Source organism: Gottfriedia sp. NPDC057948, assembly GCF_042887255.1.
Taxonomy (GTDB): domain Bacteria; phylum Bacillota; class Bacilli; order Bacillales; family Bacillaceae_G; genus Gottfriedia.
The window spans coordinates 17,256-39,078 of sequence record NZ_JBHVPN010000020.1 but is presented as its reverse complement, the minus strand read 5'-3'; the positions used below and the strand labels follow the sequence as shown (position 1 = coordinate 39,078).

Annotated in this window: 36 protein-coding genes; all 36 read left to right on the top strand. The window is 38.1% G+C overall.

The features are described 5' to 3' along the window. Positions 1 to 169 precede the first annotated feature (169 nt). Positions 170 to 592, top strand: coding sequence for a 30S ribosomal protein S12 (gene rpsL / locus ACFVRR_RS21165; protein WP_056467392.1), 423 nt, complete (start codon positions 170 to 172; stop codon positions 590 to 592). Positions 593 to 624: 32 nt separating this feature from the next. Beyond that, positions 625 to 1,095, top strand: coding sequence for a 30S ribosomal protein S7 (gene rpsG / locus ACFVRR_RS21160; RefSeq protein ID WP_056467395.1), 471 nt, complete (start codon positions 625 to 627; stop codon positions 1,093 to 1,095). 235 nt (positions 1,096 to 1,330) lie between these two features. Next, positions 1,331 to 3,409, top strand: coding sequence for an elongation factor G (gene fusA / locus ACFVRR_RS21155; protein WP_387332413.1), 2,079 nt, complete (start codon positions 1,331 to 1,333; stop codon positions 3,407 to 3,409). Between the two features lie 121 nt (positions 3,410 to 3,530). Then, a complete protein-coding gene (gene tuf, locus ACFVRR_RS21150) occupies positions 3,531 to 4,718 on the top strand; it encodes an elongation factor Tu (RefSeq protein ID WP_387332411.1) in 1,188 nt (395 codons plus the stop codon). A gap of 338 nt (positions 4,719 to 5,056) precedes the next feature. Continuing rightward, positions 5,057 to 5,365 (top strand): 30S ribosomal protein S10, encoded by a 309-nt coding sequence (gene rpsJ, locus ACFVRR_RS21145; protein WP_088003795.1) that lies wholly within the window; start codon positions 5,057 to 5,059, stop codon positions 5,363 to 5,365. A gap of 33 nt (positions 5,366 to 5,398) precedes the next feature. Continuing rightward, on the top strand, positions 5,399 to 6,028 hold the full coding sequence (gene rplC, locus ACFVRR_RS21140) for a 50S ribosomal protein L3 (protein WP_056467410.1): 630 nt from the start codon (positions 5,399 to 5,401) through the stop codon (positions 6,026 to 6,028). 27 nt (positions 6,029 to 6,055) lie between these two features. Beyond that, complete coding sequence (rplD, locus tag ACFVRR_RS21135; protein ID WP_098428738.1) at positions 6,056 to 6,679, top strand: 50S ribosomal protein L4; 624 nt, start codon at positions 6,056 to 6,058, stop codon at positions 6,677 to 6,679. Beyond that, complete coding sequence (gene rplW, locus ACFVRR_RS21130) at positions 6,679 to 6,969, top strand: 50S ribosomal protein L23 (RefSeq protein ID WP_056467416.1); 291 nt, start codon at positions 6,679 to 6,681, stop codon at positions 6,967 to 6,969. Before rplD ends, rplW begins: the two co-directional genes overlap by 1 nt. A 31-nt stretch (positions 6,970 to 7,000) precedes the next feature. Beyond that, entirely contained in the window at positions 7,001 to 7,831 is an 831-nt protein-coding gene (gene rplB / locus ACFVRR_RS21125; protein ID WP_387332408.1) for a 50S ribosomal protein L2, read from the top strand. Between the two features lie 57 nt (positions 7,832 to 7,888). Further along, positions 7,889 to 8,167: a 30S ribosomal protein S19 gene (gene rpsS / locus ACFVRR_RS21120; protein WP_335407359.1), complete on the top strand. Its 279-nt coding sequence runs from the start codon at positions 7,889 to 7,891 to the stop codon at positions 8,165 to 8,167. Between the two features lie 17 nt (positions 8,168 to 8,184). Beyond that, entirely contained in the window at positions 8,185 to 8,526 is a 342-nt protein-coding gene (gene rplV, locus ACFVRR_RS21115) for a 50S ribosomal protein L22 (protein ID WP_056467425.1), read from the top strand. A gap of 3 nt (positions 8,527 to 8,529) precedes the next feature. Continuing rightward, positions 8,530 to 9,189, top strand: a complete 660-nt coding sequence (gene rpsC, locus ACFVRR_RS21110) for a 30S ribosomal protein S3 (protein WP_335407357.1) — start codon at positions 8,530 to 8,532, stop codon at positions 9,187 to 9,189. A gap of 2 nt (positions 9,190 to 9,191) precedes the next feature. Continuing rightward, entirely contained in the window at positions 9,192 to 9,626 is a 435-nt protein-coding gene (gene rplP / locus ACFVRR_RS21105; protein WP_056467431.1) for a 50S ribosomal protein L16, read from the top strand. Then, positions 9,616 to 9,816 (top strand): 50S ribosomal protein L29, encoded by a 201-nt coding sequence (gene rpmC, locus ACFVRR_RS21100; RefSeq protein WP_088044553.1) that lies wholly within the window; start codon positions 9,616 to 9,618, stop codon positions 9,814 to 9,816. Before rplP ends, rpmC begins: the two co-directional genes overlap by 11 nt. A 21-nt stretch (positions 9,817 to 9,837) precedes the next feature. Continuing rightward, on the top strand, positions 9,838 to 10,101 hold the full coding sequence (gene rpsQ / locus ACFVRR_RS21095) for a 30S ribosomal protein S17 (RefSeq protein WP_098232299.1): 264 nt from the start codon (positions 9,838 to 9,840) through the stop codon (positions 10,099 to 10,101). Between the two features lie 46 nt (positions 10,102 to 10,147). Continuing rightward, the gene (gene rplN / locus ACFVRR_RS21090) at positions 10,148 to 10,516 is read left to right on the top strand and encodes a 50S ribosomal protein L14 (RefSeq protein WP_056467440.1); all 369 of its coding nucleotides are present in this window, start codon (positions 10,148 to 10,150) and stop codon (positions 10,514 to 10,516) included. Positions 10,517 to 10,572: 56 nt separating this feature from the next. Beyond that, positions 10,573 to 10,884 (top strand): 50S ribosomal protein L24, encoded by a 312-nt coding sequence (gene rplX / locus ACFVRR_RS21085; RefSeq protein WP_056467443.1) that lies wholly within the window; start codon positions 10,573 to 10,575, stop codon positions 10,882 to 10,884. A 28-nt stretch (positions 10,885 to 10,912) separates the two neighbouring features. Next, the gene (rplE, locus tag ACFVRR_RS21080) at positions 10,913 to 11,452 is read left to right on the top strand and encodes a 50S ribosomal protein L5 (RefSeq protein ID WP_098121862.1); all 540 of its coding nucleotides are present in this window, start codon (positions 10,913 to 10,915) and stop codon (positions 11,450 to 11,452) included. 34 nt (positions 11,453 to 11,486) lie between these two features. Next, entirely contained in the window at positions 11,487 to 11,672 is a 186-nt protein-coding gene (locus tag ACFVRR_RS21075) for a type Z 30S ribosomal protein S14 (protein WP_056467450.1), read from the top strand. A 33-nt stretch (positions 11,673 to 11,705) separates the two neighbouring features. Then, positions 11,706 to 12,104, top strand: a complete 399-nt coding sequence (rpsH, locus tag ACFVRR_RS21070; RefSeq protein ID WP_056467453.1) for a 30S ribosomal protein S8 — start codon at positions 11,706 to 11,708, stop codon at positions 12,102 to 12,104. 30 nt (positions 12,105 to 12,134) lie between these two features. After that, complete coding sequence (rplF, locus tag ACFVRR_RS21065; RefSeq protein WP_387332402.1) at positions 12,135 to 12,671, top strand: 50S ribosomal protein L6; 537 nt, start codon at positions 12,135 to 12,137, stop codon at positions 12,669 to 12,671. Positions 12,672 to 12,704: 33 nt separating this feature from the next. Next, positions 12,705 to 13,067 carry a 50S ribosomal protein L18 gene (gene rplR / locus ACFVRR_RS21060; RefSeq protein WP_069033615.1) on the top strand — a complete coding sequence of 121 codons (363 nt, stop codon included), beginning with the start codon at positions 12,705 to 12,707 and terminating at the stop codon, positions 13,065 to 13,067. Between the two features lie 20 nt (positions 13,068 to 13,087). After that, complete coding sequence (rpsE, locus tag ACFVRR_RS21055; protein ID WP_335407346.1) at positions 13,088 to 13,588, top strand: 30S ribosomal protein S5; 501 nt, start codon at positions 13,088 to 13,090, stop codon at positions 13,586 to 13,588. A 15-nt stretch (positions 13,589 to 13,603) separates the two neighbouring features. After that, entirely contained in the window at positions 13,604 to 13,786 is a 183-nt protein-coding gene (gene rpmD, locus ACFVRR_RS21050; RefSeq protein ID WP_088070790.1) for a 50S ribosomal protein L30, read from the top strand. 30 nt (positions 13,787 to 13,816) lie between these two features. Then, positions 13,817 to 14,257: a 50S ribosomal protein L15 gene (gene rplO, locus ACFVRR_RS21045; protein WP_335407345.1), complete on the top strand. Its 441-nt coding sequence runs from the start codon at positions 13,817 to 13,819 to the stop codon at positions 14,255 to 14,257. 1 nt (position 14,258) lies between these two features. Beyond that, the gene (gene secY / locus ACFVRR_RS21040; protein ID WP_387332398.1) at positions 14,259 to 15,563 is read left to right on the top strand and encodes a preprotein translocase subunit SecY; all 1,305 of its coding nucleotides are present in this window, start codon (positions 14,259 to 14,261) and stop codon (positions 15,561 to 15,563) included. A 49-nt stretch (positions 15,564 to 15,612) separates the two neighbouring features. Next, entirely contained in the window at positions 15,613 to 16,263 is a 651-nt protein-coding gene (locus tag ACFVRR_RS21035; protein WP_387332396.1) for an adenylate kinase, read from the top strand. A gap of 226 nt (positions 16,264 to 16,489) precedes the next feature. Continuing rightward, on the top strand, positions 16,490 to 16,708 hold the full coding sequence (gene infA, locus ACFVRR_RS21030) for a translation initiation factor IF-1 (protein ID WP_056467475.1): 219 nt from the start codon (positions 16,490 to 16,492) through the stop codon (positions 16,706 to 16,708). 38 nt (positions 16,709 to 16,746) lie between these two features. Then, positions 16,747 to 16,860, top strand: a complete 114-nt coding sequence (rpmJ, locus tag ACFVRR_RS21025; protein WP_000868344.1) for a 50S ribosomal protein L36 — start codon at positions 16,747 to 16,749, stop codon at positions 16,858 to 16,860. Between the two features lie 21 nt (positions 16,861 to 16,881). Further along, positions 16,882 to 17,247, top strand: coding sequence for a 30S ribosomal protein S13 (gene rpsM / locus ACFVRR_RS21020; RefSeq protein WP_387332393.1), 366 nt, complete (start codon positions 16,882 to 16,884; stop codon positions 17,245 to 17,247). Positions 17,248 to 17,276: 29 nt separating this feature from the next. Then, positions 17,277 to 17,666, top strand: a complete 390-nt coding sequence (gene rpsK / locus ACFVRR_RS21015) for a 30S ribosomal protein S11 (protein WP_387332392.1) — start codon at positions 17,277 to 17,279, stop codon at positions 17,664 to 17,666. A gap of 166 nt (positions 17,667 to 17,832) precedes the next feature. Beyond that, positions 17,833 to 18,777 carry a DNA-directed RNA polymerase subunit alpha gene (locus ACFVRR_RS21010; RefSeq protein WP_098232303.1) on the top strand — a complete coding sequence of 315 codons (945 nt, stop codon included), beginning with the start codon at positions 17,833 to 17,835 and terminating at the stop codon, positions 18,775 to 18,777. A gap of 84 nt (positions 18,778 to 18,861) precedes the next feature. Continuing rightward, positions 18,862 to 19,224, top strand: a complete 363-nt coding sequence (rplQ, locus tag ACFVRR_RS21005) for a 50S ribosomal protein L17 (RefSeq protein ID WP_335407340.1) — start codon at positions 18,862 to 18,864, stop codon at positions 19,222 to 19,224. Between the two features lie 112 nt (positions 19,225 to 19,336). Then, the gene (locus tag ACFVRR_RS21000) at positions 19,337 to 20,179 is read left to right on the top strand and encodes an energy-coupling factor ABC transporter ATP-binding protein (protein ID WP_387332389.1); all 843 of its coding nucleotides are present in this window, start codon (positions 19,337 to 19,339) and stop codon (positions 20,177 to 20,179) included. After that, positions 20,155 to 21,021 (top strand): energy-coupling factor ABC transporter ATP-binding protein, encoded by an 867-nt coding sequence (locus ACFVRR_RS20995; RefSeq protein ID WP_387332387.1) that lies wholly within the window; start codon positions 20,155 to 20,157, stop codon positions 21,019 to 21,021. Before ACFVRR_RS21000 ends, ACFVRR_RS20995 begins: the two co-directional genes overlap by 25 nt. Further along, positions 21,018 to 21,812, top strand: coding sequence for a cobalt ECF transporter T component CbiQ (gene cbiQ, locus ACFVRR_RS20990; RefSeq protein ID WP_387332385.1), 795 nt, complete (start codon positions 21,018 to 21,020; stop codon positions 21,810 to 21,812). The genes ACFVRR_RS20995 and cbiQ overlap by 4 nt, the downstream gene beginning before the upstream one ends. Positions 21,813 to 21,823 lie beyond the last annotated feature (11 nt).

Sequence of the window (21,823 nt, the reverse complement as noted above, 5' to 3'; positions counted from 1 at the left end):
AGCACTGCTAATCTAAGCAGGTTAGATCCGGGGCTAATTTAGGAATATACAGGTTAAAACTGTTTTTGTGAGAAGGAGGGCTTCTTCCTTCTTGCAAAAACTTTGTTTTCAACTTATTATGAACCACCTGGATGTGTGGTCTTATAAATATTTGAAGGGAGGAAAACTCATGCCTACTATTAACCAGTTAGTGCGTAATGGACGTACTTCTAAAGTATGGAAATCAAAATCACCAGCATTAAATAAAGGTTTCAACTCATTAAAGAAAAAATCAACTGATTTATCAGCTCCACAAAAACGTGGTGTTTGTACTCGTGTTGGTACAATGACTCCAAAGAAACCAAACTCAGCTTTACGTAAATATGCTCGTGTGCGTTTAACTAACCAAATCGAGGTAACTGCTTATATCCCAGGTATCGGACACAACTTACAAGAACACAGTGTTGTTCTTATCCGTGGTGGACGTGTAAAAGATTTACCGGGGGTACGTTACCATATCGTTCGTGGTGCATTAGATACTGCAGGTGTTGACAAACGTATGCAAGGTCGTTCTAAATATGGAACTAAGAGACCAAAAGCAGCTAAGAAGTAATAAATAACAACTAGCCGAAAGGAGGAAATAACATGCCACGTAAAGGTCCTGTTGCAAAAAGAGATGTATTGCCAGATCCACTTTATAATTCAAAATTAGTTTCTCGTTTAATCAACAAAATGATGATTGACGGAAAAAGAGGAAAGTCTCAAGCTATCTTATACGGAGCATTTGAATTAATCCAAGAACGTTCTGGTAAAGAACCAATGGAAGTATTCGAAGCAGCTCTTAAAAATATCATGCCAGTTCTAGAAGTTAGAGCTCGTCGTGTTGGTGGTTCAAACTACCAAGTACCAGTTGAGGTTCGCCCTGAGCGCCGTACAACTTTAGGTCTTCGCTGGTTAGTTAACTATGCTCGTCTTCGTGGAGAAAAAACGATGGAAGAGCGTTTAGCTAATGAAATTCTTGATGCAGCTAACAACTCAGGTTCTGCAGTTAAGAAACGTGAAGATACACACAAAATGGCAGAAGCGAACAAAGCGTTTGCTCACTACCGTTGGTAAGATTAAAAGCAATTTAGTTATTTCTGCACATAATGAATGTTGGTTAAGTCGTTCACCTATTTCTAATTTAGCTTGCTAGATTAAGTAGGTGAACGTCGGATTACATAACTTAGGATGACATAATAGTTCCTTGCTTGTAGTGCTTGCTTAACTTAATAACATGAAATATGTATGGGAATAACTTTTTCTTGTACTAAAAAATCCTAACTAATACTGGAAGGGAGAAAGAACCCTGATGACTAGAGAGTTCTCCTTAAATAACACTCGTAATATCGGGATCATGGCTCACATTGATGCTGGTAAAACAACAACAACAGAGCGTATCCTTTATTACACAGGTCGTATTCACAAAATTGGTGAAACTCATGAAGGAGCTTCACAAATGGACTGGATGGAGCAAGAGCAAGAGCGTGGTATCACTATCACATCTGCTGCTACAACAGCTCAGTGGAATAACCACCGTGTAAATATCATTGATACTCCAGGTCACGTAGACTTCACTGTAGAAGTTGAACGTTCACTACGTGTACTTGATGGCGCAGTAGCAGTACTTGATGCTCAATCAGGTGTTGAACCTCAAACTGAAACAGTTTGGCGTCAAGCAACTACTTACGGAGTTCCACGTGTAGTATTCGTTAACAAAATGGATAAAATCGGCGCGGATTTCTTATACTCTGTAGGAACATTGCACGATCGTTTACAAGCTAACGCACACCCAATCCAATTAGCGATGGGTGCTGAAGATAACTTCTGGGGAATCGTTGACCTAGTTGAAATGAAAGCTATTAAGTACAATAATGACTTAGGAACTGACATTGAAACAATTGAAATTCCAGAGGAATATCAAGAACTAGCTGAAGAATACCGTGGTCGTTTAATCGAAGCAGTAGCTGAGCTTGACGAAGAATTAATGATGAAATATCTTGAAGGTGAAGAAATCACACTTGCAGAATTAAAAGCTGCAATTCGTACAGCGACTTGTTCAGTTCAATTCTTCCCAGTAGTATGTGGTTCTGCTTTCAAAAACAAAGGTGTTCAATTAATGCTTGATGCAGTAATTGACTACTTACCATCACCATTAGATGTACCAGCAATTATGGGAACTATTCCTGATACTGATGAAGAAAAGGTTGTTCCTTCAAGTGATGACGAGCCTTTCGCTGCTTTAGCATTCAAAATCATGACTGATCCTTATGTTGGTAAATTAACGTTCTTCCGTGTATACGCTGGTACGTTAGAATCTGGTTCATACGTTCAAAACTCTACAAAAGGTAAGCGTGAGCGTGTAGGACGTATCCTACAAATGCATGCTAACTCTCGTCAAGAGATTTCGAAAGTATTTGCTGGAGACATCGCTGCTGCAGTAGGTCTTAAAGACACTACAACTGGAGATACACTTTGTGATGAAAAGAATTTAGTTATTCTTGAGTCTATGGAATTCCCAGAACCAGTTATTCACATTGCAATCGAACCAAAATCTAAGGCTGACCAAGATAAAATGGGTCAAGCATTAACAAAATTAACAGAAGAAGATCCAACATTCCGTGCACATACAGATCAAGAAACTGGTCAAACAATCATCGGTGGTATGGGTGAACTTCACCTTGACATCATCGTTGACCGTATGCGTCGTGAATTCAAAGTTGAAGCTAACGTAGGTGCTCCTCAAGTAGCATACCGTGAAACTTTCCGTTCTTCTGCACAAGTAGAAGGTAAATTCGTACGTCAATCAGGTGGACGTGGACAATTCGGTCACGTTTGGATTGAATTCTCACCAAACGAAGAAGGAAAAGGCTTTGAGTTTGAAAACGGTATCGTTGGTGGTGTTGTTCCTCGTGAATACATCCCAGCAGTTGCTGCAGGTCTTGAAGATTCTCTTAAAAATGGTGTATTAGCTGGATTCCCACTAATCGACATTAAAGCTCGTCTATTTGACGGTTCATACCATGATGTTGACTCGAATGAGATGGCATTTAAAGTAGCAGCATCGTTAGCTCTTAAAAATGCTGTTAAGAAATGTAACCCAGTTCTACTTGAACCACTTATGAAAGTAGAAGTTGTTATCCCTGAGGAATACTTAGGAGATATCATGGGTGATATCACTTCTCGTCGTGGACGCGTTGAAGGTATGGAAGCTCGCGGAAACGCTCAAGTAGTACGTGCAATGGTACCACTTTCTGAAATGTTTGGTTATGCAACTTCATTACGTTCTAACACTCAAGGTCGTGGAACGTTCTCAATGGTATTTGACCATTACGAAGATGTACCAAAATCAATTTCTGAAGAAATTATCAAAAAATATAAAGGTGAGTAATTGATTATTTAGTTCTCATCATGTATAACTATTTATGTTAGCTATAAAGGGGACTCGCCCCTTTATGGCATAATAATAAAACTAAAAATTAATTTTCTTAATTATAAGGAGGATTTTTACAATGGGTAAAGCTAAATTCGAACGTGTAAAACCACACGTTAACATTGGTACAATCGGACACGTTGACCATGGTAAAACAACATTAACTGCTGCTATTACAACTGTATTAGCTAAAGTAGGTGGAGCTGAAGCTCGCGCTTACGATCAAATCGACGGAGCTCCAGAAGAAAGAGAACGTGGAATCACAATCTCTACTGCACACGTTGAGTACGAAACAGAAACTCGTCACTATGCACACGTTGACTGCCCAGGTCACGCTGACTATGTTAAAAACATGATCACTGGTGCTGCTCAAATGGACGGTGGTATCTTAGTAGTATCTGCTGCTGATGGTCCAATGCCTCAAACTCGTGAGCACATTCTTTTATCTCGTCAAGTAGGTGTACCTTACATCGTAGTATTCATGAACAAATGTGACATGGTTGACGACGAAGAATTACTTGAATTAGTTGAAATGGAAATCCGTGATCTTTTATCAGAGTACGATTTCCCAGGTGACGATATTCCAGTAATCAAAGGTTCTGCTCTTAAAGCTCTTGAAGGAGATGCTGAGTGGGAAGCTAAAATTCATGAATTAATGGCTGAAGTTGATTCTTACATCCCAACACCAACTCGTGAAACTGACAAGCCTTTCTTAATGCCAGTTGAGGATGTATTCTCAATCACTGGTCGTGGAACAGTAGCTACTGGTCGTGTTGAGCGTGGAGTAGTTAAAGTTGGTGAAGTAATCGAAATCATCGGTTTCACTGAAGAGCCAAAAACAACTACTGTAACAGGTGTTGAAATGTTCCGTAAACTTCTTGACCAAGCAGAAGCTGGAGATAACATCGGTGCACTTCTTCGTGGGGTTGCTCGTGACGATATCCAACGTGGTCAAGTTTTAGCTAAACCAGGTTCAGTTAAACAACACACTAAGTTCAAAGCTGAAGTTTACGTTTTATCTAAAGAAGAAGGTGGACGTCACACTCCATTCTTCGCTAACTACCGTCCACAATTCTATTTCCGTACAACTGACGTAACTGGAATCATCCAATTACCAGAAGGCGTTGAAATGGTTATGCCTGGCGACAACATCGAAATGACTGTTGAATTAATCAACGGAATCGCTGTTGAAGAAGGAACTAAGTTCTCTATCCGTGAGGGTGGACGTACTGTAGGCGCTGGCGTAGTTGCTACAATCGTTGAATAATTAAACTTAAAAGCTTAGAAGATCTTTTCTTCTAAGCTTTTTTTTTATAAGTAAATTGGAAATATTTAAAATATGCAATAAAACCGATTCTTGCTTGATTTTAATAATTGAAGATAATATAATAACTAAGTACTGAAGACGACGAGAACATTATTTATTTAAACTTATAACAAATGCTTGCAATAGCATTATTTTTTATGTATAATAGATGATGTTGGTCTTTGACTGCGTAGAAGTGGAAGGTTGCTGATACACCCGGCCGCTTTGCCATGGCGAGTGTAAGGAAATTTCCACGGAGTATGTCTATTATTTAAATAGGCGAAAAAGGAGGGAAAATTATGGCAAAAGAAAAAATTCGTATTCGTTTAAAAGCTTATGATCACCGTATTTTAGATCAATCTGCAGAGAAAATCGTTGAAACAGCGAAACGTTCAGGTGCTTCTGTATCTGGTCCGATTCCGTTACCAACTGAGAAATCAATTTACACGATCCTTCGTGCGGTTCATAAATACAAAGATTCTCGTGAGCAATTCGAAATGCGCACTCACAAACGTTTAATCGATATCGTGAATCCAACTCCACAAACAGTTGATTCATTAATGAGACTAGATTTACCATCTGGCGTTGATATTGAAATCAAACTTTAATAAAATTATATATAAATTCAGGAGGTGTGACTTATGACTAAAGGAATCTTAGGGAAAAAGATCGGTATGACACAAGTATTTGCTGAAAACGGCGAGTTAATTCCAGTAACTGTAATCGAAGCTACTCCAAACGTGGTTTTACAAAAGAAAACTACTGAAACTGATGGCTACGAAGCTATCCAAATCGGTTTCGCTGACAAACGTGAAAAATTAGCTAACAAACCAGAAAAAGGGCACTCTGCTAAGGCAAACACTGCACCTAAGCGCTTCGTTCGTGAACTTCGCAACGCTGACGTATCAGCTTATGAAGTTGGTCAAGAAGTCAAAGTAGATATTTTTGCAAATGGTGACATCGTTGATGTAACTGGAACTTCAAAAGGTAAAGGATTCCAAGGTAGCATTAAGCGCCACGGACAATCTCGTGGGCCAATGTCTCACGGTTCTCGTTACCACCGTCGTCCAGGTTCAATGGGTCCTGTTGCTCCGAACCGTGTATTCAAAAACAAAGCTTTACCTGGTCAAATGGGTGGAGAAAAAGTAACTGTACAAAACCTACAAATCGTTAAAGTTGACGTTGAACGTAACTTACTTTTAGTAAAAGGTAATGTACCAGGTTCTAAAAAATCTTACGTTACAATCCGTACTGCGGTTAAATCTAAATAATTAATTTAGAAGAAAGGAGGAAATAAAATGCCTAAAGTTACTATGTTTAATCAAACAGGCGCTCAAGTAGGAGAAATCGAATTAGCTGATGCTGTATTCGGGATAGCTCCAAACGAACATGCTTTATTTGATGCTGTAATGATGCAACGTGCATCTTTACGTCAAGGTACTCACAAAGTTAAAACACGTTCTGAAGTACGTGGTGGTGGTCGTAAACCATGGAAACAAAAAGGAACTGGACGTGCTCGTCAAGGTTCAATCCGTTCTCCACAATGGCGTGGTGGTGGTATCGTATTCGGTCCAGCTCCAAGATCATACTCTTATAAATTACCTAAAAAGGTACGTCGCTTAGCGATTAAATCTGCTTTATCTACTAAAGTATTAGAACAAAGCATGCTAGTTCTTGAAGATTTAGCGTTAAACGCACCAAAAACAAAAGATATGGTTACTGTTTTAACTGGCTTATCAGTTGCTAAGAAAGTTTTAATCGTAACAGCTGACCTAAATGAAAACGTAGCTTTATCTGCTCGCAATATCCCTGGAATCACAGTACTTGCAGCAAATGAAGTAAACGTAATCGACGTTTTACATCATGATACATTAATCATGACTAAAGCTGCGGTGGAAAAAGTAGAGGAGGTGCTTGCGTAATGAAGGATCCTCGTGATATTATCAAACGCCCAGTTATCACTGAAGCTTCTATGGAAGCAATCGCTGAAAAAAAATACACTTTTGAAGTAGATGTAAGAGCTAACAAAACTGAAGTTAAAGATGCTGTTGAAGCAATCTTCGGTGTTAAAGTAGAAAAAGTTAACGTAATGAACTACAAAGGTAAGTTTAAGCGTATGGGTAAACATGCTGGTTACACAAACCGTCGTAGAAAAGCAATCGTTAAATTAACTGCTGATAGCCAAGAAATCACATTATTCGAAGGCGTTTAATACTAACTACTAGAAAAGGAGGGAAATTACGATGGGAATCAAAAAGTATAAACCAACCACTAACGGTCGCCGTGGAATGACTACTAATGATTTTGCTGAGATCACTACTGACAAACCAGAAAAATCATTATTAGCTCCACTTAGCAAAAAAGCTGGCCGTAACAACCAAGGTAAAATTACTGTTCGTCACCAAGGTGGTGGACACAAACGTCAATACCGTATCATCGATTTCAAACGAGATAAAGATGGTATACCAGGACGCGTTGCTACAATCGAGTACGATCCAAACCGTTCTGCAAACATTGCGTTAATCAACTACGCTGATGGAGAAAAACGTTACATTCTAGCTCCTAAAAATTTAGTAGTAGGAATGGAAATCGTTTCAGGTCCTGAAGCTGATATTAAAGTAGGTAACGCTTTACCACTTGTAAACATTCCAGTAGGTACTACAATCCACAACATCGAGTTAAAACCAGGTCGTGGAGGACAATTAGTACGTTCAGCTGGTACTTCTGCTCAAGTATTAGGTAAAGAAGATCGTTATGTACTTGTTCGTTTAAACTCTGGTGAAGTACGTATGGTATTAGCTACTTGCCGCGCGACAGTAGGTCAAGTAGGTAATGAACAACACGAACTTATTAACATCGGTAAAGCTGGTCGTTCTCGTTGGATGGGTAAACGCCCAACTGTACGTGGATCTGTAATGAACCCAGTTGATCACCCACACGGTGGTGGTGAAGGACGCTCTCCAATCGGACGTAAATCACCAATGTCTCCATGGGGTAAACCAACTCTTGGTTACAAAACTCGTAAGAAAAACAAAGCGTCAGACAAGTTTATCGTTCGTCGTCGTAAAAAATAACGCGATTGTGCTACGGTTCACTAGAACCGTAGGTCAATCACGAAGGGAGGTACCACAATGGGACGCAGCCTAAAAAAAGGTCCATTTATTGATGATCACTTATTAGCTAAAGTTGAGAAATTAAACGAAACTGACTCTAAGCAAGTTGTTAAAACTTGGTCACGTCGTTCGACTATTTTCCCACAATTTATCGGACATACTATTGCAGTATACGATGGTCGTAAACACGTACCTGTATATGTATCGGAAGATATGATAGGTCACAAACTTGGTGAATTTGCTCCAACTCGTACTTACAAAGGTCACGATGCGGATGACAAGAAAACTAGAAGATAATGAGAGGAGGCACTCCAATGCAAGCTAAAGCTGTACTGAGAACAGTTCGTATCGCTCCTCGTAAAGTTCGTCTAGTAGTCGATTTAATCCGAGGTAAACAAGTTGGCGAAGCGATCGCAATCCTTCGACATACACCAAAAACTGCTTCTCCTGTTGTAGAAAAATTATTAAAATCTGCTATTGCTAACGCAGAGCATAACTATGATATGGATGTTAATAACTTATACATCGAAAAAGTATTCGTTGATGAAGGTGCTACTTTAAAACGTTTCCGCCCTCGTGCACAAGGACGTGCTAGCGCAATCAACAAACGCACAAGCCACATTACAATCGTGGTATCAGAGAAGAAGGAGGGATAATCGATGGGACAAAAGGTAAATCCAGTCGGACTTCGTGTTGGTATTATTAAAGATTGGGAATCTAAATGGTACGCTGAAAAAGATTACGCTGATCTTTTACATGAAGACATCAAAATTCGTGAGTACATCAGCACTCGCTTAAAAGATTCTGCTGTATCTAAAGTAGAAATCGAAAGAGCTGCAAACCGTGTAAACATCACTGTTCACACTGCAAAACCAGGTATGGTAATCGGTAAAGGTGGTTCGGAAGTTGAAGCTCTTCGTAAAGCTTTAAACAACCTTACTGGCAAACGTGTTCATATCAACATCATCGAAATTAAAAGAGCAGATCTTGATGCTAAATTAGTAGCAGAAAACATCGCTCGTCAATTAGAAAACCGTGTTTCTTTCCGTCGTGCTCAAAAGCAAGTACTACAACGTACTATGCGTGCTGGTGCATTAGGAATCAAAACACAAGTTTCTGGTCGTCTTGGCGGAGCAGATATCGCTCGTTCTGAATCATATAGCGAAGGTACAGTGCCACTTCATACATTACGTGCAGACATCGACTATGCAGCTGCAGAAGCAGATACAACATACGGTAAACTTGGCGTAAAAGTATGGATTTACAAAGGTGAAGTTCTTCCTACAAAAAAGAAAGCTTCTGAGGAAGGAGGAAATTAATTATGTTAATGCCTAAACGTGTTAAATATAGAAGAGAGCATCGTGGAAAAATGCGTGGACGTGCCAAAGGTGGTACTGAAATCGCATTCGGTGAATTCGGTTTACAATCAACTGAAGCTTCTTGGATTACTAACCGTCAAATTGAAGCAGCGCGTCGTGCAATGACTCGTTACATGAAACGTGGCGGTAAAGTATGGATTAAGATCTTCCCTTCTAAGCCTTACACAGCTAAACCTCTTGAGGTTCGTATGGGTAGCGGTAAAGGTGCTCCAGAAGGTTGGGTTGCAGTTGTTAAACCTGGCAAAATTATGTTCGAAATCGCTGGTGTATCTGAAGAGGTAGCTCGTGAAGCACTTCGCTTAGCAGCTCACAAATTACCAGTTAAATGTAAATTCGTAAAACGCGAAGACAATGGTGGTGATTCTAATGAAAACTAATGAGATTCGCGATCTTACTACTGCTGAAATTGAATTAAAAGTGAAATCTCTTAAAGAAGAGTTATTCAACCTTCGTTTCCAATTAGCTACAGGTCAATTAGAGAACACTGCGCGTATTCGTGAGGTTCGTAAAGGTATTGCTCGTATGAAAACTGTAGTACGTGAAAGAGAAATTAACTCTAATAATTAATCATGAGGGGAGGTTTGCACAGTGAGCGAACGTAACCAACGTAAAGTTTACACAGGACGTGTAGTTTCTGATAAGATGGATAAGACAATTACTGTTGTAGTTGAAACTTATAAAACACATAAACTATACGGAAAACGCGTTAAATATTCTAAAAAATATAAAGCGCACGATGAGCTAAACGCTGCAAAAGTTGGCGATATCGTAAAAATCATGGAGACTCGTCCATTATCAGCTACAAAACGTTTCCGTTTAGTTGAAATCGTAGAAGAAGCTGTTATTATCTAATAGATGATCGGATATCATTCTTAATCCGAAAGGAGGTCAATTTGACATGATCCAACAAGAAACTCGTTTAAAAGTTGCTGACAATTCAGGTGCACGTGAATTACTTACTATTAAAGTATTAGGTGGTTCAGGCCGTAAAACTGCTAACATCGGTGATATCATCGTATGTACAGTTAAACAAGCAACACCAGGTGGCGTTGTTAAAAAAGGTGATGTAGTTAAAGCTGTTATCGTTCGTACGAAACGCGGTGTTCGTCGTCCAGACGGTACTTACATCAAATTTGATGAAAACGCAGCTGTTATCATTAAAGATGATAAGAGCCCACGTGGTACTCGTATTTTCGGACCAGTTGCACGTGAATTACGTGATAGCAACTTCATGAAAATCGTATCATTAGCTCCAGAAGTACTTTAATTAATGTACTTTAATAAATACTTCAGAAAGCCTTATTAAGGAGGTGCACGAAGAAGATGCATGTAAAAAAAGGTGATAAAGTTCAAGTTATTTCTGGTAAAGACAAAGGAAAACAAGGTGTTATCCTAGCTGCTTTTCCTAAGAATAACCGCGTACTAGTTGAAGGTGTTAACATCATTAAAAAACACTCAAAACCTACTCAAGCTAACCCACAAGGTGGCATCATCGAGAAAGAAGCACCAATCCATGTTTCTAATGTTATGGCATTAGATCCAAAAACTGGAGTACCTACACGCGTAGGTTACCAATTAGTGGATGGTAAAAAAGTACGTATTGCAAAAAAATCAGGCGAATTACTTGATAAATAATAGAAATTTATGAAAGGAGGTCAACTGAATGAACCGCCTAGTCGAGAAATATCAAAATGAAATCACTCCTGCTCTAGTGAGCAAGTTTAACTATAAATCAGTTATGCAAGTGCCAAAAATTGAAAAGATCGTCATCAACATGGGTGTTGGTGAGGCTGTTTCAAATTCAAAAGCATTAGATACTGCTGTTGAGGAATTAACTTTAATCGCAGGTCAAAAACCTGTTGTAACTAGAGCTAAAAAATCAATCGCTCAATTCCGTCTTCGTGAAGGAATGCCTATCGGTGCTAAAGTTACATTACGTGGTGAGCGTATGTACGAATTCTTTGAAAAATTAGTTGCTGTAACTTTACCTCGTGTACGTGACTTCCGTGGGATCTCTAAAAAGTCATTCGATGGCCGTGGAAACTACACTTTAGGTGTTAAAGAACAATTAATCTTCCCAGAGATTGATTATGATAAAGTAAACAAAGTACGTGGTATGGACATCGTTATTGTTACTACTGCAAATACTGATGAAGAAGCTCGTGAAATGCTAACATTATTTGGAATGCCTTTTCAAAAATAATGAAAGCCAGCGCTAAAGAAGAGGAGGCGAAAACGTGGCTAAAAAATCAATGATTGCGAAACAAAAGCGTGCTCAGAAATTTAAAGTACAAGAGTATACACGTTGCGAACGTTGCGGACGTCCACACTCAGTATTACGTAAATTTAAACTTTGCCGTATTTGTTTCCGTGAACTTGCTTATAAAGGACAAATCCCTGGCGTTAAAAAAGCTAGTTGGTAATTCTATAGATATTAGGAAGGAGGTTATCTGAACATGGTCATGACAGATCCTATTGCAGATATGCTTACTCGCATTCGTAATGCGAACATGGTACGTCACGAGAAATTAGAATTCCCAGGTTCTAACCTAAAGAAAGAAGTTGCTGAAATTCTAAAACGTGAAGGTTTCATCCGTGACGTTGAGTACATTGAAGATGATAAACAAGGTATCATCCGTATTTTCTTAAAATATGGTGTGAACAACGAACGTGTTATCACTGGATTAAAAAGAATCTCTAAGCCTGGCTTACGTGTATACGCGAAAGCTGACGAAGTACCTCGCGTACTTAACGGTTTAGGTGTTGCAATTGTTTCAACATCTAAAGGTGTAATGACAGATAAAGAAGCTCGTCAAGCAAAAACTGGTGGCGAAATCTTAGCATACGTTTGGTAATAAAACACAGAGAGAATGGAGGTGTAGTGAATGTCTCGTGTTGGTAAAAAAGAACTTGTAATTCCTGCTGGAGTTACTGTTACTAATAACAACAATACTATTACTGTAAAAGGACCTAAAGGTGAGTTAACTCGTACTTTTAGCCCTGATATGACAATCGAAGTTAACGAGAACGTATTAACAGTTGCACGTCCAACTGATAACAAAGAGCACCGTGCTCTTCATGGTACAACTCGTGCTATCTTAGGAAACATGGTTGAAGGTGTAACTAATGGTTATACTCGTAACCTTGAATTAGTTGGGGTTGGTTACCGTGCAACTAAAACAGGTGACAAACTTGTTCTAGCTGTTGGTTATTCTCACCCAGTTGAAATCACTCCTGAAAATGGTGTTGAAATCGAAGTACCTTCAAATACTAAAATCAGTATTAAAGGTATCGACAAAGAACGTGTAGGCGCACTTGCTGCTTACATTCGTCAAGTACGTCCACCAGAGCCTTACAAAGGTAAAGGTATTCGTTACGAAGGCGAAATGGTTCGTCGTAAAGAAGGTAAAACTGCGAAGTAATCTATAACTAGATAAGAGAAAGGAGTGACCAAGATGATCTTTAAGGCTGATAAAAATGCAGTACGTAAAAAAAGACATGCTCGTGTTCGTACTAAATTATCTGGTACTCAAGAACGTCCACGTTTAAACGTTTACCGTTCAAACAACCATATCTATGCTCAAATCATTGATGATGTTAATGGTGTAACATTAGCAAGTGCATCAACTTTAGATAAAGAATTAACTTTAAATGGTACTGGCAATATCGAAGCAGCAACATTAGTTGGTAGTTTAGTTGCAAAACGCGCTACTGAAAAAGGTGTTTCTGTAGTTGTATTCGACCGCGGTGGTTACTTATATCATGGTCGCGTAAAAGCTTTAGCTGAAGCTGCTCGTGAAGCTGGTTTACAATTTTAATAAAAGAAGGAGGGACATACATGCGTCGCATTGATCCTAATAAATTAGAGCTTGAAGAACGCTTAGTTACGATCAACCGTGTTGCTAAAGTTGTAAAAGGTGGACGTCGTTTCCGCTTTTCAGCATTAGTAGTTGTTGGTGACAAAAACGGACATGTAGGTTTTGGTACTGGTAAAGCTCAAGAAGTACCTGATGCTATTCGTAAAGCTGTTGAAGATGCTAAGAAAAACCTAATTAATGTACCAATCGTTGGAACTACAATTCCTCACGTAATTACTGGTCGTTTTGGAGCTGGTGAAGTATTCTTAAAACCTGCTTCTGAAGGTACTGGAGTTATCGCAGGAGGTCCTGTTCGTGCGGTATTAGAACTTGCTGGAGTACATGATATTTTATCTAAATCTCTTGGCTCAAACACACCGGTAAACATTGTACGTGCTACTATCGAAGGATTAAGTAACTTAAAACGTGCGGATGAAGTTGCTAAATTACGTGGTAAATCTGTAGAAGAATTACTAGGTTAATAAGGAGGGATAACGATGGCTAAACAGTTAGAAATTACCCTTACTCGTAGTGTTATTGGTCGTAAACAAGATCAAATCGCAACAGTTCGTGCTTTAGGAATTACTAAAACAAACCAAACTGTTGTTAAAGAAGATAACGCTGCAATGCGTGGGATGATTAACAAAGTTTCTCACCTTGTATCTGTAAAAGAAATTTAATTGAACATGAATAAGTAAGGAGGTGCCCTAATGAAACTTCATGAATTAAAACCTACAGAAGGTTCTCGTAAAGTATCTAAACGTATCGGTCGTGGTATTGGTTCAGGTACTGGTAAAACTGCTGGTAAAGGTCATAAAGGACAAAACGCTCGTTCAGGTGGTGGTGTTCGCCTTGGATTTGAAGGTGGTCAAACTCCTTTATTCCGTCGTTTACCAAAACGTGGTTTCACTAACATCAACCGTAAAGATTACGCAATCGTTAATGTTGAAACGTTAAATCGCTTCGAAAACGGAACTGAAGTAACTCCTGAGTTACTGATCGAAACTGGTATTGTTCGTAAAGAATTAGCTGGTATTAAGATTTTAGGTAATGGTAAGTTAGAAGTTAAACTTACTGTTAAAGCTCACAAGTTCTCATCTTCTGCAGTAGAGGCAATCGAAGCAGCTGGTGGAAATGCTGAGGTGATCTAAAATGTTCCGGACAATCTCCAACTTTATGCGCATTGCAGATATTAGAAAAAAAATATTCTTTACGTTATTAATGTTAATTGTATTTCGTATTGGAACGTTTATACCTGTTCCAAACGTCAACGCCGATGTATTAGCATCTCAAGATAGCTCAAGCATCTTTGGAGTACTAAACACATTTGGTGGAGGAGCTCTTAAACAGTTCTCGATTTTTGCAATGGGTATAATGCCGTACATTACTGCTTCAATCATTATTCAGTTACTTCAAATGGACGTTGTTCCGAAGTTAACTGAATGGTCGAAGCAAGGTGAGATTGGTCGACGTAAATTGACTCAACTGACTAGATACATCACAATTATTCTTGGTTTTGTAGAAGCAATTGGATTATCAATCAGTATGAACAATATTACTGGCGGAATGTTAATTGAAAATCCAGGTTGGTCAACCTATATTTATATAGCAATTGTACTAACAGCTGGAACATCTTTCTTATTGTGGTTAGGTGAGCAGATTACTGCTAAAGGTGTAGGGAACGGTATATCAGTTATCATCTTTGGTGGTATAGTTGCTGCTATACCTAATACAATGAGCCAAGTCTATCAGCAACAATTTAAAGGTGCTGGTGACGCGCTATTCTTAAACATCGTGAAAGTTGGCCTAGTGGTTTTAGTTTTACTATTAGTAATCGTAGCTGTAATTTATATTCAACAAGCTAATCGTAAAATTCCAATTCAATATGCTAAACGAAACAATGGTAATAATAGCTATGTCGGAGGACAATCTACTCACTTGCCATTAAAAGTAAATGGCGCTGGGGTTATTCCGGTAATCTTCGCTGTTTCATTTTTAATTACTCCATCAACAATTGCATCGTTCTTACCAAGTAACAATGTGACTGAATGGATTAAAACGCACTTTACGTATAACAATCCATGGGGTATGGCATTTTATTTAATCTTGATCGTTGCTTTCACATATTTTTATACTTTTGTTCAGGCAAACCCAGAGCAAATGGCTGAAAATCTTCAGAAGCAAGGTGGCTACATCCCAGGTATTCGCCCAGGGAAGAGCACTCAAGAATATATCATTAAAGTCTTATATCGTTTAACTTTCGTAGGAGCAATTTTCTTAGCTGTCATCGCTTTATTACCAATCATATTTGGGAAATTTGCGAACTTACCACCTTCAGCTCAAATTGGAGGAACAAGTTTACTAATCGTAGTCGGAGTTGCGCTTGAAACAATGAAACAATTAGAAAGTCAGCTTGTTAAGAGAAACTACAAAGGCTTTATTAAAGAACGAGCATAGGGAAATGCATAATTCCCTATTGCTCACCTAATTTTGAGGAGGATTAACCATGAATTTAATTCTTATGGGGCTTCCTGGTGCAGGCAAAGGCACACAAGCTGAGAAAATTGTCGAAAAATACGGCATTCCTCATATATCTACTGGTGATATGTTCCGTGCAGCGATTAAAGACGGCACTGAACTAGGTCTTAAAGCAAAATCGTTTATGGATCAAGGTCATCTTGTTCCTGATGAGGTAACAATTGGTATTGTACGTGAACGATTAGCTAAAGATGATTGCCAAAATGGTTTTTTACTTGATGGTTTTCCTAGAACAGTTGCGCAGGCTGAAGCACTAGAAGAGACTCTGAAAGTAATGAATCGTAAAATTGACTTCGTGTTAAACATTCATGTAGACCAACAACTTTTAATTGAACGTTTAACAGGTCGTCGTATTTGCAAAGAGTGTGGAGCAACTTATCATTTAATTTTCAATCCACCTGTTGAAGAGGGTGTTTGCCCTAAATGTGGCGGAGAACTTTATCAACGTGCGGATGATAATGAAGAAACAGTTGCAAATCGTCTTGAAGTAAATATCAAACAAACTCAGCCTTTACTTGATTTCTACAATAATCTTGGTTATGTAAAAATAATTGAAGGTGAACAAGAGATTACTAAAGTTTTCAATGACATTGATAATCTTTTAAAAGAGTTAGTTTAATTATTGAACGACAAGATCATCGTTCCATGTGTATGACGTATTGTTGTTTCGTCAAAACTGATACTGTTATAAAAGCTTAAACATAGCTTTGCTTGGAACGATTGATATAATATAGGTCTTTAGTAGGCCAAAAATCTCCAACATATCAGAGCACTTTGGCTTAATGTTCCTAAGCGTATGTTTGCCTACAAGCAAGCTACTGATTTGAAGAAAGGAGAATGCCCTAATGGCGAAAGATGATGTAATTGAAATTGAAGGTACCGTTACGGAAACACTTCCGAATGCGATGTTCAAGGTTGAATTGGAAAATGGTCATGTCGTTCTTGCACACGTTTCTGGTAAAATTCGTATGAACTTCATTCGTATTCTTCCAGGTGACAAGGTTACTGTAGAACTATCTCCATATGATTTAACTCGTGGCCGTATTACGTACCGTTTTAAATAATAAATATGCACTCCGTAATCTACAAGGAGGTTGAAATCATGAAAGTGAGACCATCAGTAAAACCAATCTGTGAAAAATGTAAAGTTATCCGCAGACGTGGTAAAGTAATGGTAATTTGTGAAAATCCAAAACATAAACAAAAACAAGGTTAATAAAGAAGGAGGTGCACTAGAATGGCTCGTATTGCTGGTGTAGATATTCCTCGCGACAAACGCGTGGTTGTTTCTTTAACTTATGTATACGGAATCGGTCGTCCAACTTCTGAAAAAATCTTAGCTGAAGCTGGTATTTCAGAAGACACTCGTGTACGTGATTTAACAGAAGAAGAATTAGGTAAAATTCGTGAATTAATCGATAAGTTGAAAGTTGAAGGGGATCTTCGTCGTGAAGTTTCTTTAAACATTAAACGTCTTATCGAAATCGGTTCATATCGTGGTATTCGCCACCGTCGTAACTTACCTGTTCGTGGTCAAAACACTAAAAACAATGCTCGTACTCGTAAAGGCCCACGCCGTACAGTAGCGAACAAGAAGAAATAATATTTTTTAAGTAAAGGAGGGTATTCAACATGGCACGTAAAACAAATGTACGTAAACGTCGTGTGAAAAAGAATATTGAAGCTGGTACAGCTCATATTCGTTCAACTTTCAATAACACAATCGTAACAATCACTGATGTTCATGGTAACGCAATTTCTTGGTCAAGTGCTGGATCATTAGGTTTCAAAGGATCTCGTAAATCTACTCCATTCGCTGCACAAATGGCTGCTGAAACTGCTGCTAAAGTTTCTATGGAACACGGTTTAAAAACTCTTGACGTAACTGTTAAAGGTCCGGGTGCTGGTCGTGAGGCTGCTATCCGTGCTCTTCAAGCTGCTGGTCTTGAAGTAACTGCTATCAGAGACGTTACTCCAGTTCCACATAACGGATGCCGTCCACCAAAACGTCGTCGTGTATAATTTGTCTGTATAAATTTTCAAAAATTGTCTATAATGGATTATGATATATGTTTGGCAAATATTAACAGACATCTCTTGTTGTGCACAATTAGGAACTGCCTAATAGGGACTTTCGGTTAGCATGGTCTAACCGAGGGTTTCGACGTTTTGAAGGAGGGTTTAAAAAATGATTGAAATCGAAAAGCCGAAAATCGAAACGGTTGAGATCAGTGACGATTCCAAATATGGTAAATTCGTTATTGAACCACTTGAGCGTGGATATGGTACAACGCTAGGTAACTCCTTACGTCGTATCCTTTTATCCTCACTTCCTGGTGCCGCTGTAACAGCTATTCAAATTGATGGCGTGTTACATGAGTTCTCTACAGTTGAAGGTGTTGTAGAAGACGTTACAACAATGATTCTTAATGTTAAAAAACTTGCTCTGAAAATTTATTCAGACGAAGAAAAAACATTAGAAATTGATGTACGCGGTGAGGGACCAATTACTGCAGCCGATATTACGCATGATAGCGATGTTGAAGTTCTAAATCCAGATCTTCATATTGCAACTCTTGCTAAAGATGCTCATTTACGTATGCGTCTAACTGCTAGACGTGGACGTGGATACATCCCTGCAGATGGTAACAAAAGAGAGGATCAAGCAATAGGTGTAATTCCTATCGACTCGATTTACACTCCAGTGTCTCGTGTCACATACCAAGTAGAAAATACACGTGTGGGACAGGTTTCAAATTTCGATAAGTTAACACTTGATGTTTGGACTGACGGAAGTATTGGACCAAAGGATGCTATCGCACTTGGTTCAAAAATTCTAACTGAACACTTAAACATTTTTGTAGGTTTAACTGACGAAGCTAAAAATGCAGAAATCATGGTTGAAAAAGAAGAAGATCAAAAAGATAAAGTCCTTGAAATGACGATTGAAGAACTTGATCTTTCTGTTCGTTCATATAACTGCTTAAAGCGAGCTGGTATTAATACTGTACAAGAGCTTGCGAATAAGACAGAAGAAGACATGATGAAAGTACGTAACTTAGGTCGTAAGTCTTTAGAAGAAGTAAAACATAAGTTAGAAGAGTTAGGTCTAGGCCTACGTAAAGAAGACTGATTGTAGCTTCTATAAAGGGAGAGGCGTTCTCTTCATGTCTATATGACCCAATTTTGATACTACTTACAAAGGAGGGAACTAGAAATGGGATACAGAAAATTAGGACGTACAAGCTCACAACGTAAAGCTATGTTACGTGACTTAACTACTGATTTAATTATCAACGAACGTATTCAAACAACTGAAACTCGTGCGAAGGAGTTACGTTCAGTTGTTGAAAAAATGATTACTTTAGGTAAACGCGGGGACTTACATGCTCGTCGTCTAGCTGCTGCTTACATCCGTAATGAAGTTGCTAACGCTGAAAATGGTCAAGACGCTTTACAAAAATTATTTGCTGACATCGCTCCTCGTTACACTGAGCGCCAAGGTGGATACACTCGTATCGCAAAAATTGGACCTCGTCGTGGAGACGCTGCACCAATGGTTGTAATCGAGTTAGTTTAATATTCGAATACGAAAGGGCTCGACGTTTCTTGTAAACATGTCGTTGCCCTTTTTTTCTGTTTACTTTTAGACTATTATATATCTATAAACAATGAAAATTATAGGTGAACAAATGAGAAAAGATAGTATTAAAGTAGATAACATCTCTTTTAAATATCCACAGGCACAATCAAATGCAGTTCATTCTGTATCATTTAATATAAATGAAAATGAATGGATCGCTATTGTAGGCCGAAACGGATCAGGAAAGTCAACGTTAGCTAAACTTTTAAATGGACTAATATTACCTGAAGAAGGCCAAATCGTGATTGATGAGGAAATTAGCTTATCAGAAAAAACAATTTGGGACGTTCGAAAGAAAATAGCGATGGTATTTCAAAATCCTGATAATCAGTTTGTAGGTACGACAGTAATAGATGATATTGCATTTGGATTAGAAAACCATGGAATTGAGAAAAAAGAAATGGACCGTCGAATTGAAGAAGTTTTAAACATCGTCAATATGAACGAATTTGTACTACATGAGCCACACTCTCTTTCTGGTGGCCAAAAACAAAGAGTAGCAATAGCAGGAGCTTTAGCAATTCAACCAAGTATATTAATATTAGATGAAGCTACATCGATGTTAGATCCTTTCGGTAGAAAAGAAGTAATTGAGACTATTCGTGATTTACATAAAGACATTAATATGACAGTTATTTCAATTACTCATGATATAGAAGAAGCAATACATGCAGACCGTATTTTAATTATGCATGATGGTCATTTAGTTCAAAGCGTAACGCCAGAAGAACTTTTAAAAACAGAGTTTTCTTTAGAGTCGCTTGGATTAGCATCTCCTTTTACAAATAACCTTTCTAGTTTATTAATTGAAAAAGGTTTACCTTTGAGACAAGACCATCTAGAGCAAGAAAGCTTGGTGAGCGAATTATGCAAATTACTTTTGAAAAAGTAGGATATACTTATCAGCCGAAGACGCCTTTCGAGCATCGTGCTCTTTATGATATTGATGTTACCATACCAGATGGGTCATATTATGCTGTAATTGGTCACACAGGCTCAGGTAAATCTACTTTTCTGCAACATTTAAATGGCCTCTTACAACCAACAGAGGGCATCGCCAAAATTGACGATATTACCCTTTTATCAGATAAGAAAAACAAGAATTTAAAATCATTAAGAAAAAAAGTAGGCTTAGTTTTTCAGTTTCCTGAGCAGCAATTATTTGAAGAAACTGTAGAGAAAGATATTTGCTTTGGTCCAATGAATTTTGGTGTATCTGAAGATGAAGCAAAGAAAAGAGCTAAAGATTTAATTGAAAAAGTAGGCTTAAGTGAAGAATATTTAATGAAGTCACCATTTGAATTAAGTGGTGGTCAAATGAGAAGGGTTGCTATTGCAGGTGTTTTAGCAATGGAGCCAGAAGTTTTAGTTTTGGATGAACCAACTGCTGGTCTTGATCCTAGTGGTCAGAAGGCGTTAATGGATATGTTTTACGATTTGCATAATGAAAAGGGCCTGACGATCATTTTGGTGACGCATAGCATGGAAGATGCAGCGAGATATGCTGATACGATCCATGTGCTTCAAAAAGGGACTACGTATTTAAAGGGAAGCCCTTTAGAAGTGTTCTCATACGAAAAGGAACTAGAGGAAATTGGATTACAAATTCCACTTTCTTTAAAATTCCACCAAGATCTGAATCAAAAATTAGGCATTAAAGAAAAAGCTACAAGTTTAACAATCGAACAGCTAGCTAATTATATAGCGAATCTTTATAATGGGGAAACAAAATGAATAGTCTAATTATCGGAAAATATATTCCAATCGATTCTCTTATTCATCGTCTAGATGCTAGAGCAAAACTTCTTACAATGTTCATTTTTATCTGTATCGTTTTCTTAGCGAACAATTTTATAACATACGGTATTTTATTTTTATTTTCAATTGTAACAGTATTGCTATCGAGAGTACCTCTTAATTATTATTTAAAAGGATTAAGAGCAATCTGGTTGTTAGCAGTGTTTACATTTCTATTGCATGTTTTTACAAATAAAGGGGGACCACTAATTTATCATTTTGGATGGGTCGAAATTCATAAAGAAGGAGTTATTCAAGGTATTTATATATCTTTGAGATTTTTTCTTTTAGTTTCAATTACTACTTTACTGACATTAACAACAAATCCAATCGAAATTACCGATGGACTTGAGTCATTATTTAACCCATTTAAAAGGTTGGGTCTACCAGTGCATGAAATGGCTTTAATGATGTCAATTTCACTCCGATTTATTCCAACGCTTATGGAAGAGACTGAAAAGATTATGAAGGCACAATCGTCTCGAGGAGTAGATTTCTCTTCAGGACCTATAAAAGACCGGTTAAGAGCATTAGTTTCTTTACTTGTTCCATTATTTATTCATTCATTTAAACGAGCTGAAGACTTAGCAGTTGCGATGGAAGCTAGAGGTTACCAAGGCGGAGATGGAAGATCAAAGTTTCGTATTATGAAGTGGCATTTACGGGATACAGCATGTTTTGTTGTATTACTGTTATTATTTTTACTATTATTGTTTTTACGTAAGTAATGGAGATAAGT

What these genes read in the sequence shown, in the direction of transcription:
- rpsL (WP_056467392.1), top strand. Translation starts at nt 170, where the DNA reads ATGCCTACTATTAACCAGTTAGTGCGTAATGGACGTACTTCTAAAGTA.
- rpsG (WP_056467395.1), top strand. Translation starts at nt 625, where the DNA reads ATGCCACGTAAAGGTCCTGTTGCAAAAAGAGATGTATTGCCAGATCCA.
- fusA (WP_387332413.1), top strand. Translation starts at nt 1,331, where the DNA reads ATGACTAGAGAGTTCTCCTTAAATAACACTCGTAATATCGGGATCATG.
- tuf (WP_387332411.1), top strand. Translation starts at nt 3,531, where the DNA reads ATGGGTAAAGCTAAATTCGAACGTGTAAAACCACACGTTAACATTGGT.
- rpsJ (WP_088003795.1), top strand. Translation starts at nt 5,057, where the DNA reads ATGGCAAAAGAAAAAATTCGTATTCGTTTAAAAGCTTATGATCACCGT.
- rplC (WP_056467410.1), top strand. Translation starts at nt 5,399, where the DNA reads ATGACTAAAGGAATCTTAGGGAAAAAGATCGGTATGACACAAGTATTT.
- rplD (WP_098428738.1), top strand. Translation starts at nt 6,056, where the DNA reads ATGCCTAAAGTTACTATGTTTAATCAAACAGGCGCTCAAGTAGGAGAA.
- rplW (WP_056467416.1), top strand. Translation starts at nt 6,679, where the DNA reads ATGAAGGATCCTCGTGATATTATCAAACGCCCAGTTATCACTGAAGCT.
- rplB (WP_387332408.1), top strand. Translation starts at nt 7,001, where the DNA reads ATGGGAATCAAAAAGTATAAACCAACCACTAACGGTCGCCGTGGAATG.
- rpsS (WP_335407359.1), top strand. Translation starts at nt 7,889, where the DNA reads ATGGGACGCAGCCTAAAAAAAGGTCCATTTATTGATGATCACTTATTA.
- rplV (WP_056467425.1), top strand. Translation starts at nt 8,185, where the DNA reads ATGCAAGCTAAAGCTGTACTGAGAACAGTTCGTATCGCTCCTCGTAAA.
- rpsC (WP_335407357.1), top strand. Translation starts at nt 8,530, where the DNA reads ATGGGACAAAAGGTAAATCCAGTCGGACTTCGTGTTGGTATTATTAAA.
- rplP (WP_056467431.1), top strand. Translation starts at nt 9,192, where the DNA reads ATGTTAATGCCTAAACGTGTTAAATATAGAAGAGAGCATCGTGGAAAA.
- rpmC (WP_088044553.1), top strand. Translation starts at nt 9,616, where the DNA reads ATGAAAACTAATGAGATTCGCGATCTTACTACTGCTGAAATTGAATTA.
- rplN (WP_056467440.1), top strand. Translation starts at nt 10,148, where the DNA reads ATGATCCAACAAGAAACTCGTTTAAAAGTTGCTGACAATTCAGGTGCA.
- rplX (WP_056467443.1), top strand. Translation starts at nt 10,573, where the DNA reads ATGCATGTAAAAAAAGGTGATAAAGTTCAAGTTATTTCTGGTAAAGAC.
- rplE (WP_098121862.1), top strand. Translation starts at nt 10,913, where the DNA reads ATGAACCGCCTAGTCGAGAAATATCAAAATGAAATCACTCCTGCTCTA.
- rpsH (WP_056467453.1), top strand. Translation starts at nt 11,706, where the DNA reads ATGGTCATGACAGATCCTATTGCAGATATGCTTACTCGCATTCGTAAT.
- rplF (WP_387332402.1), top strand. Translation starts at nt 12,135, where the DNA reads ATGTCTCGTGTTGGTAAAAAAGAACTTGTAATTCCTGCTGGAGTTACT.
- rplR (WP_069033615.1), top strand. Translation starts at nt 12,705, where the DNA reads ATGATCTTTAAGGCTGATAAAAATGCAGTACGTAAAAAAAGACATGCT.
- rpsE (WP_335407346.1), top strand. Translation starts at nt 13,088, where the DNA reads ATGCGTCGCATTGATCCTAATAAATTAGAGCTTGAAGAACGCTTAGTT.
- rpmD (WP_088070790.1), top strand. Translation starts at nt 13,604, where the DNA reads ATGGCTAAACAGTTAGAAATTACCCTTACTCGTAGTGTTATTGGTCGT.
- rplO (WP_335407345.1), top strand. Translation starts at nt 13,817, where the DNA reads ATGAAACTTCATGAATTAAAACCTACAGAAGGTTCTCGTAAAGTATCT.
- secY (WP_387332398.1), top strand. Translation starts at nt 14,259, where the DNA reads ATGTTCCGGACAATCTCCAACTTTATGCGCATTGCAGATATTAGAAAA.
- ACFVRR_RS21035 (WP_387332396.1), top strand. Translation starts at nt 15,613, where the DNA reads ATGAATTTAATTCTTATGGGGCTTCCTGGTGCAGGCAAAGGCACACAA.
- infA (WP_056467475.1), top strand. Translation starts at nt 16,490, where the DNA reads ATGGCGAAAGATGATGTAATTGAAATTGAAGGTACCGTTACGGAAACA.
- rpmJ (WP_000868344.1), top strand. Translation starts at nt 16,747, where the DNA reads ATGAAAGTGAGACCATCAGTAAAACCAATCTGTGAAAAATGTAAAGTT.
- rpsM (WP_387332393.1), top strand. Translation starts at nt 16,882, where the DNA reads ATGGCTCGTATTGCTGGTGTAGATATTCCTCGCGACAAACGCGTGGTT.
- rpsK (WP_387332392.1), top strand. Translation starts at nt 17,277, where the DNA reads ATGGCACGTAAAACAAATGTACGTAAACGTCGTGTGAAAAAGAATATT.
- ACFVRR_RS21010 (WP_098232303.1), top strand. Translation starts at nt 17,833, where the DNA reads ATGATTGAAATCGAAAAGCCGAAAATCGAAACGGTTGAGATCAGTGAC.
- rplQ (WP_335407340.1), top strand. Translation starts at nt 18,862, where the DNA reads ATGGGATACAGAAAATTAGGACGTACAAGCTCACAACGTAAAGCTATG.
- ACFVRR_RS21000 (WP_387332389.1), top strand. Translation starts at nt 19,337, where the DNA reads ATGAGAAAAGATAGTATTAAAGTAGATAACATCTCTTTTAAATATCCA.
- ACFVRR_RS20995 (WP_387332387.1), top strand. Translation starts at nt 20,155, where the DNA reads ATGCAAATTACTTTTGAAAAAGTAGGATATACTTATCAGCCGAAGACG.
- cbiQ (WP_387332385.1), top strand. Translation starts at nt 21,018, where the DNA reads ATGAATAGTCTAATTATCGGAAAATATATTCCAATCGATTCTCTTATT.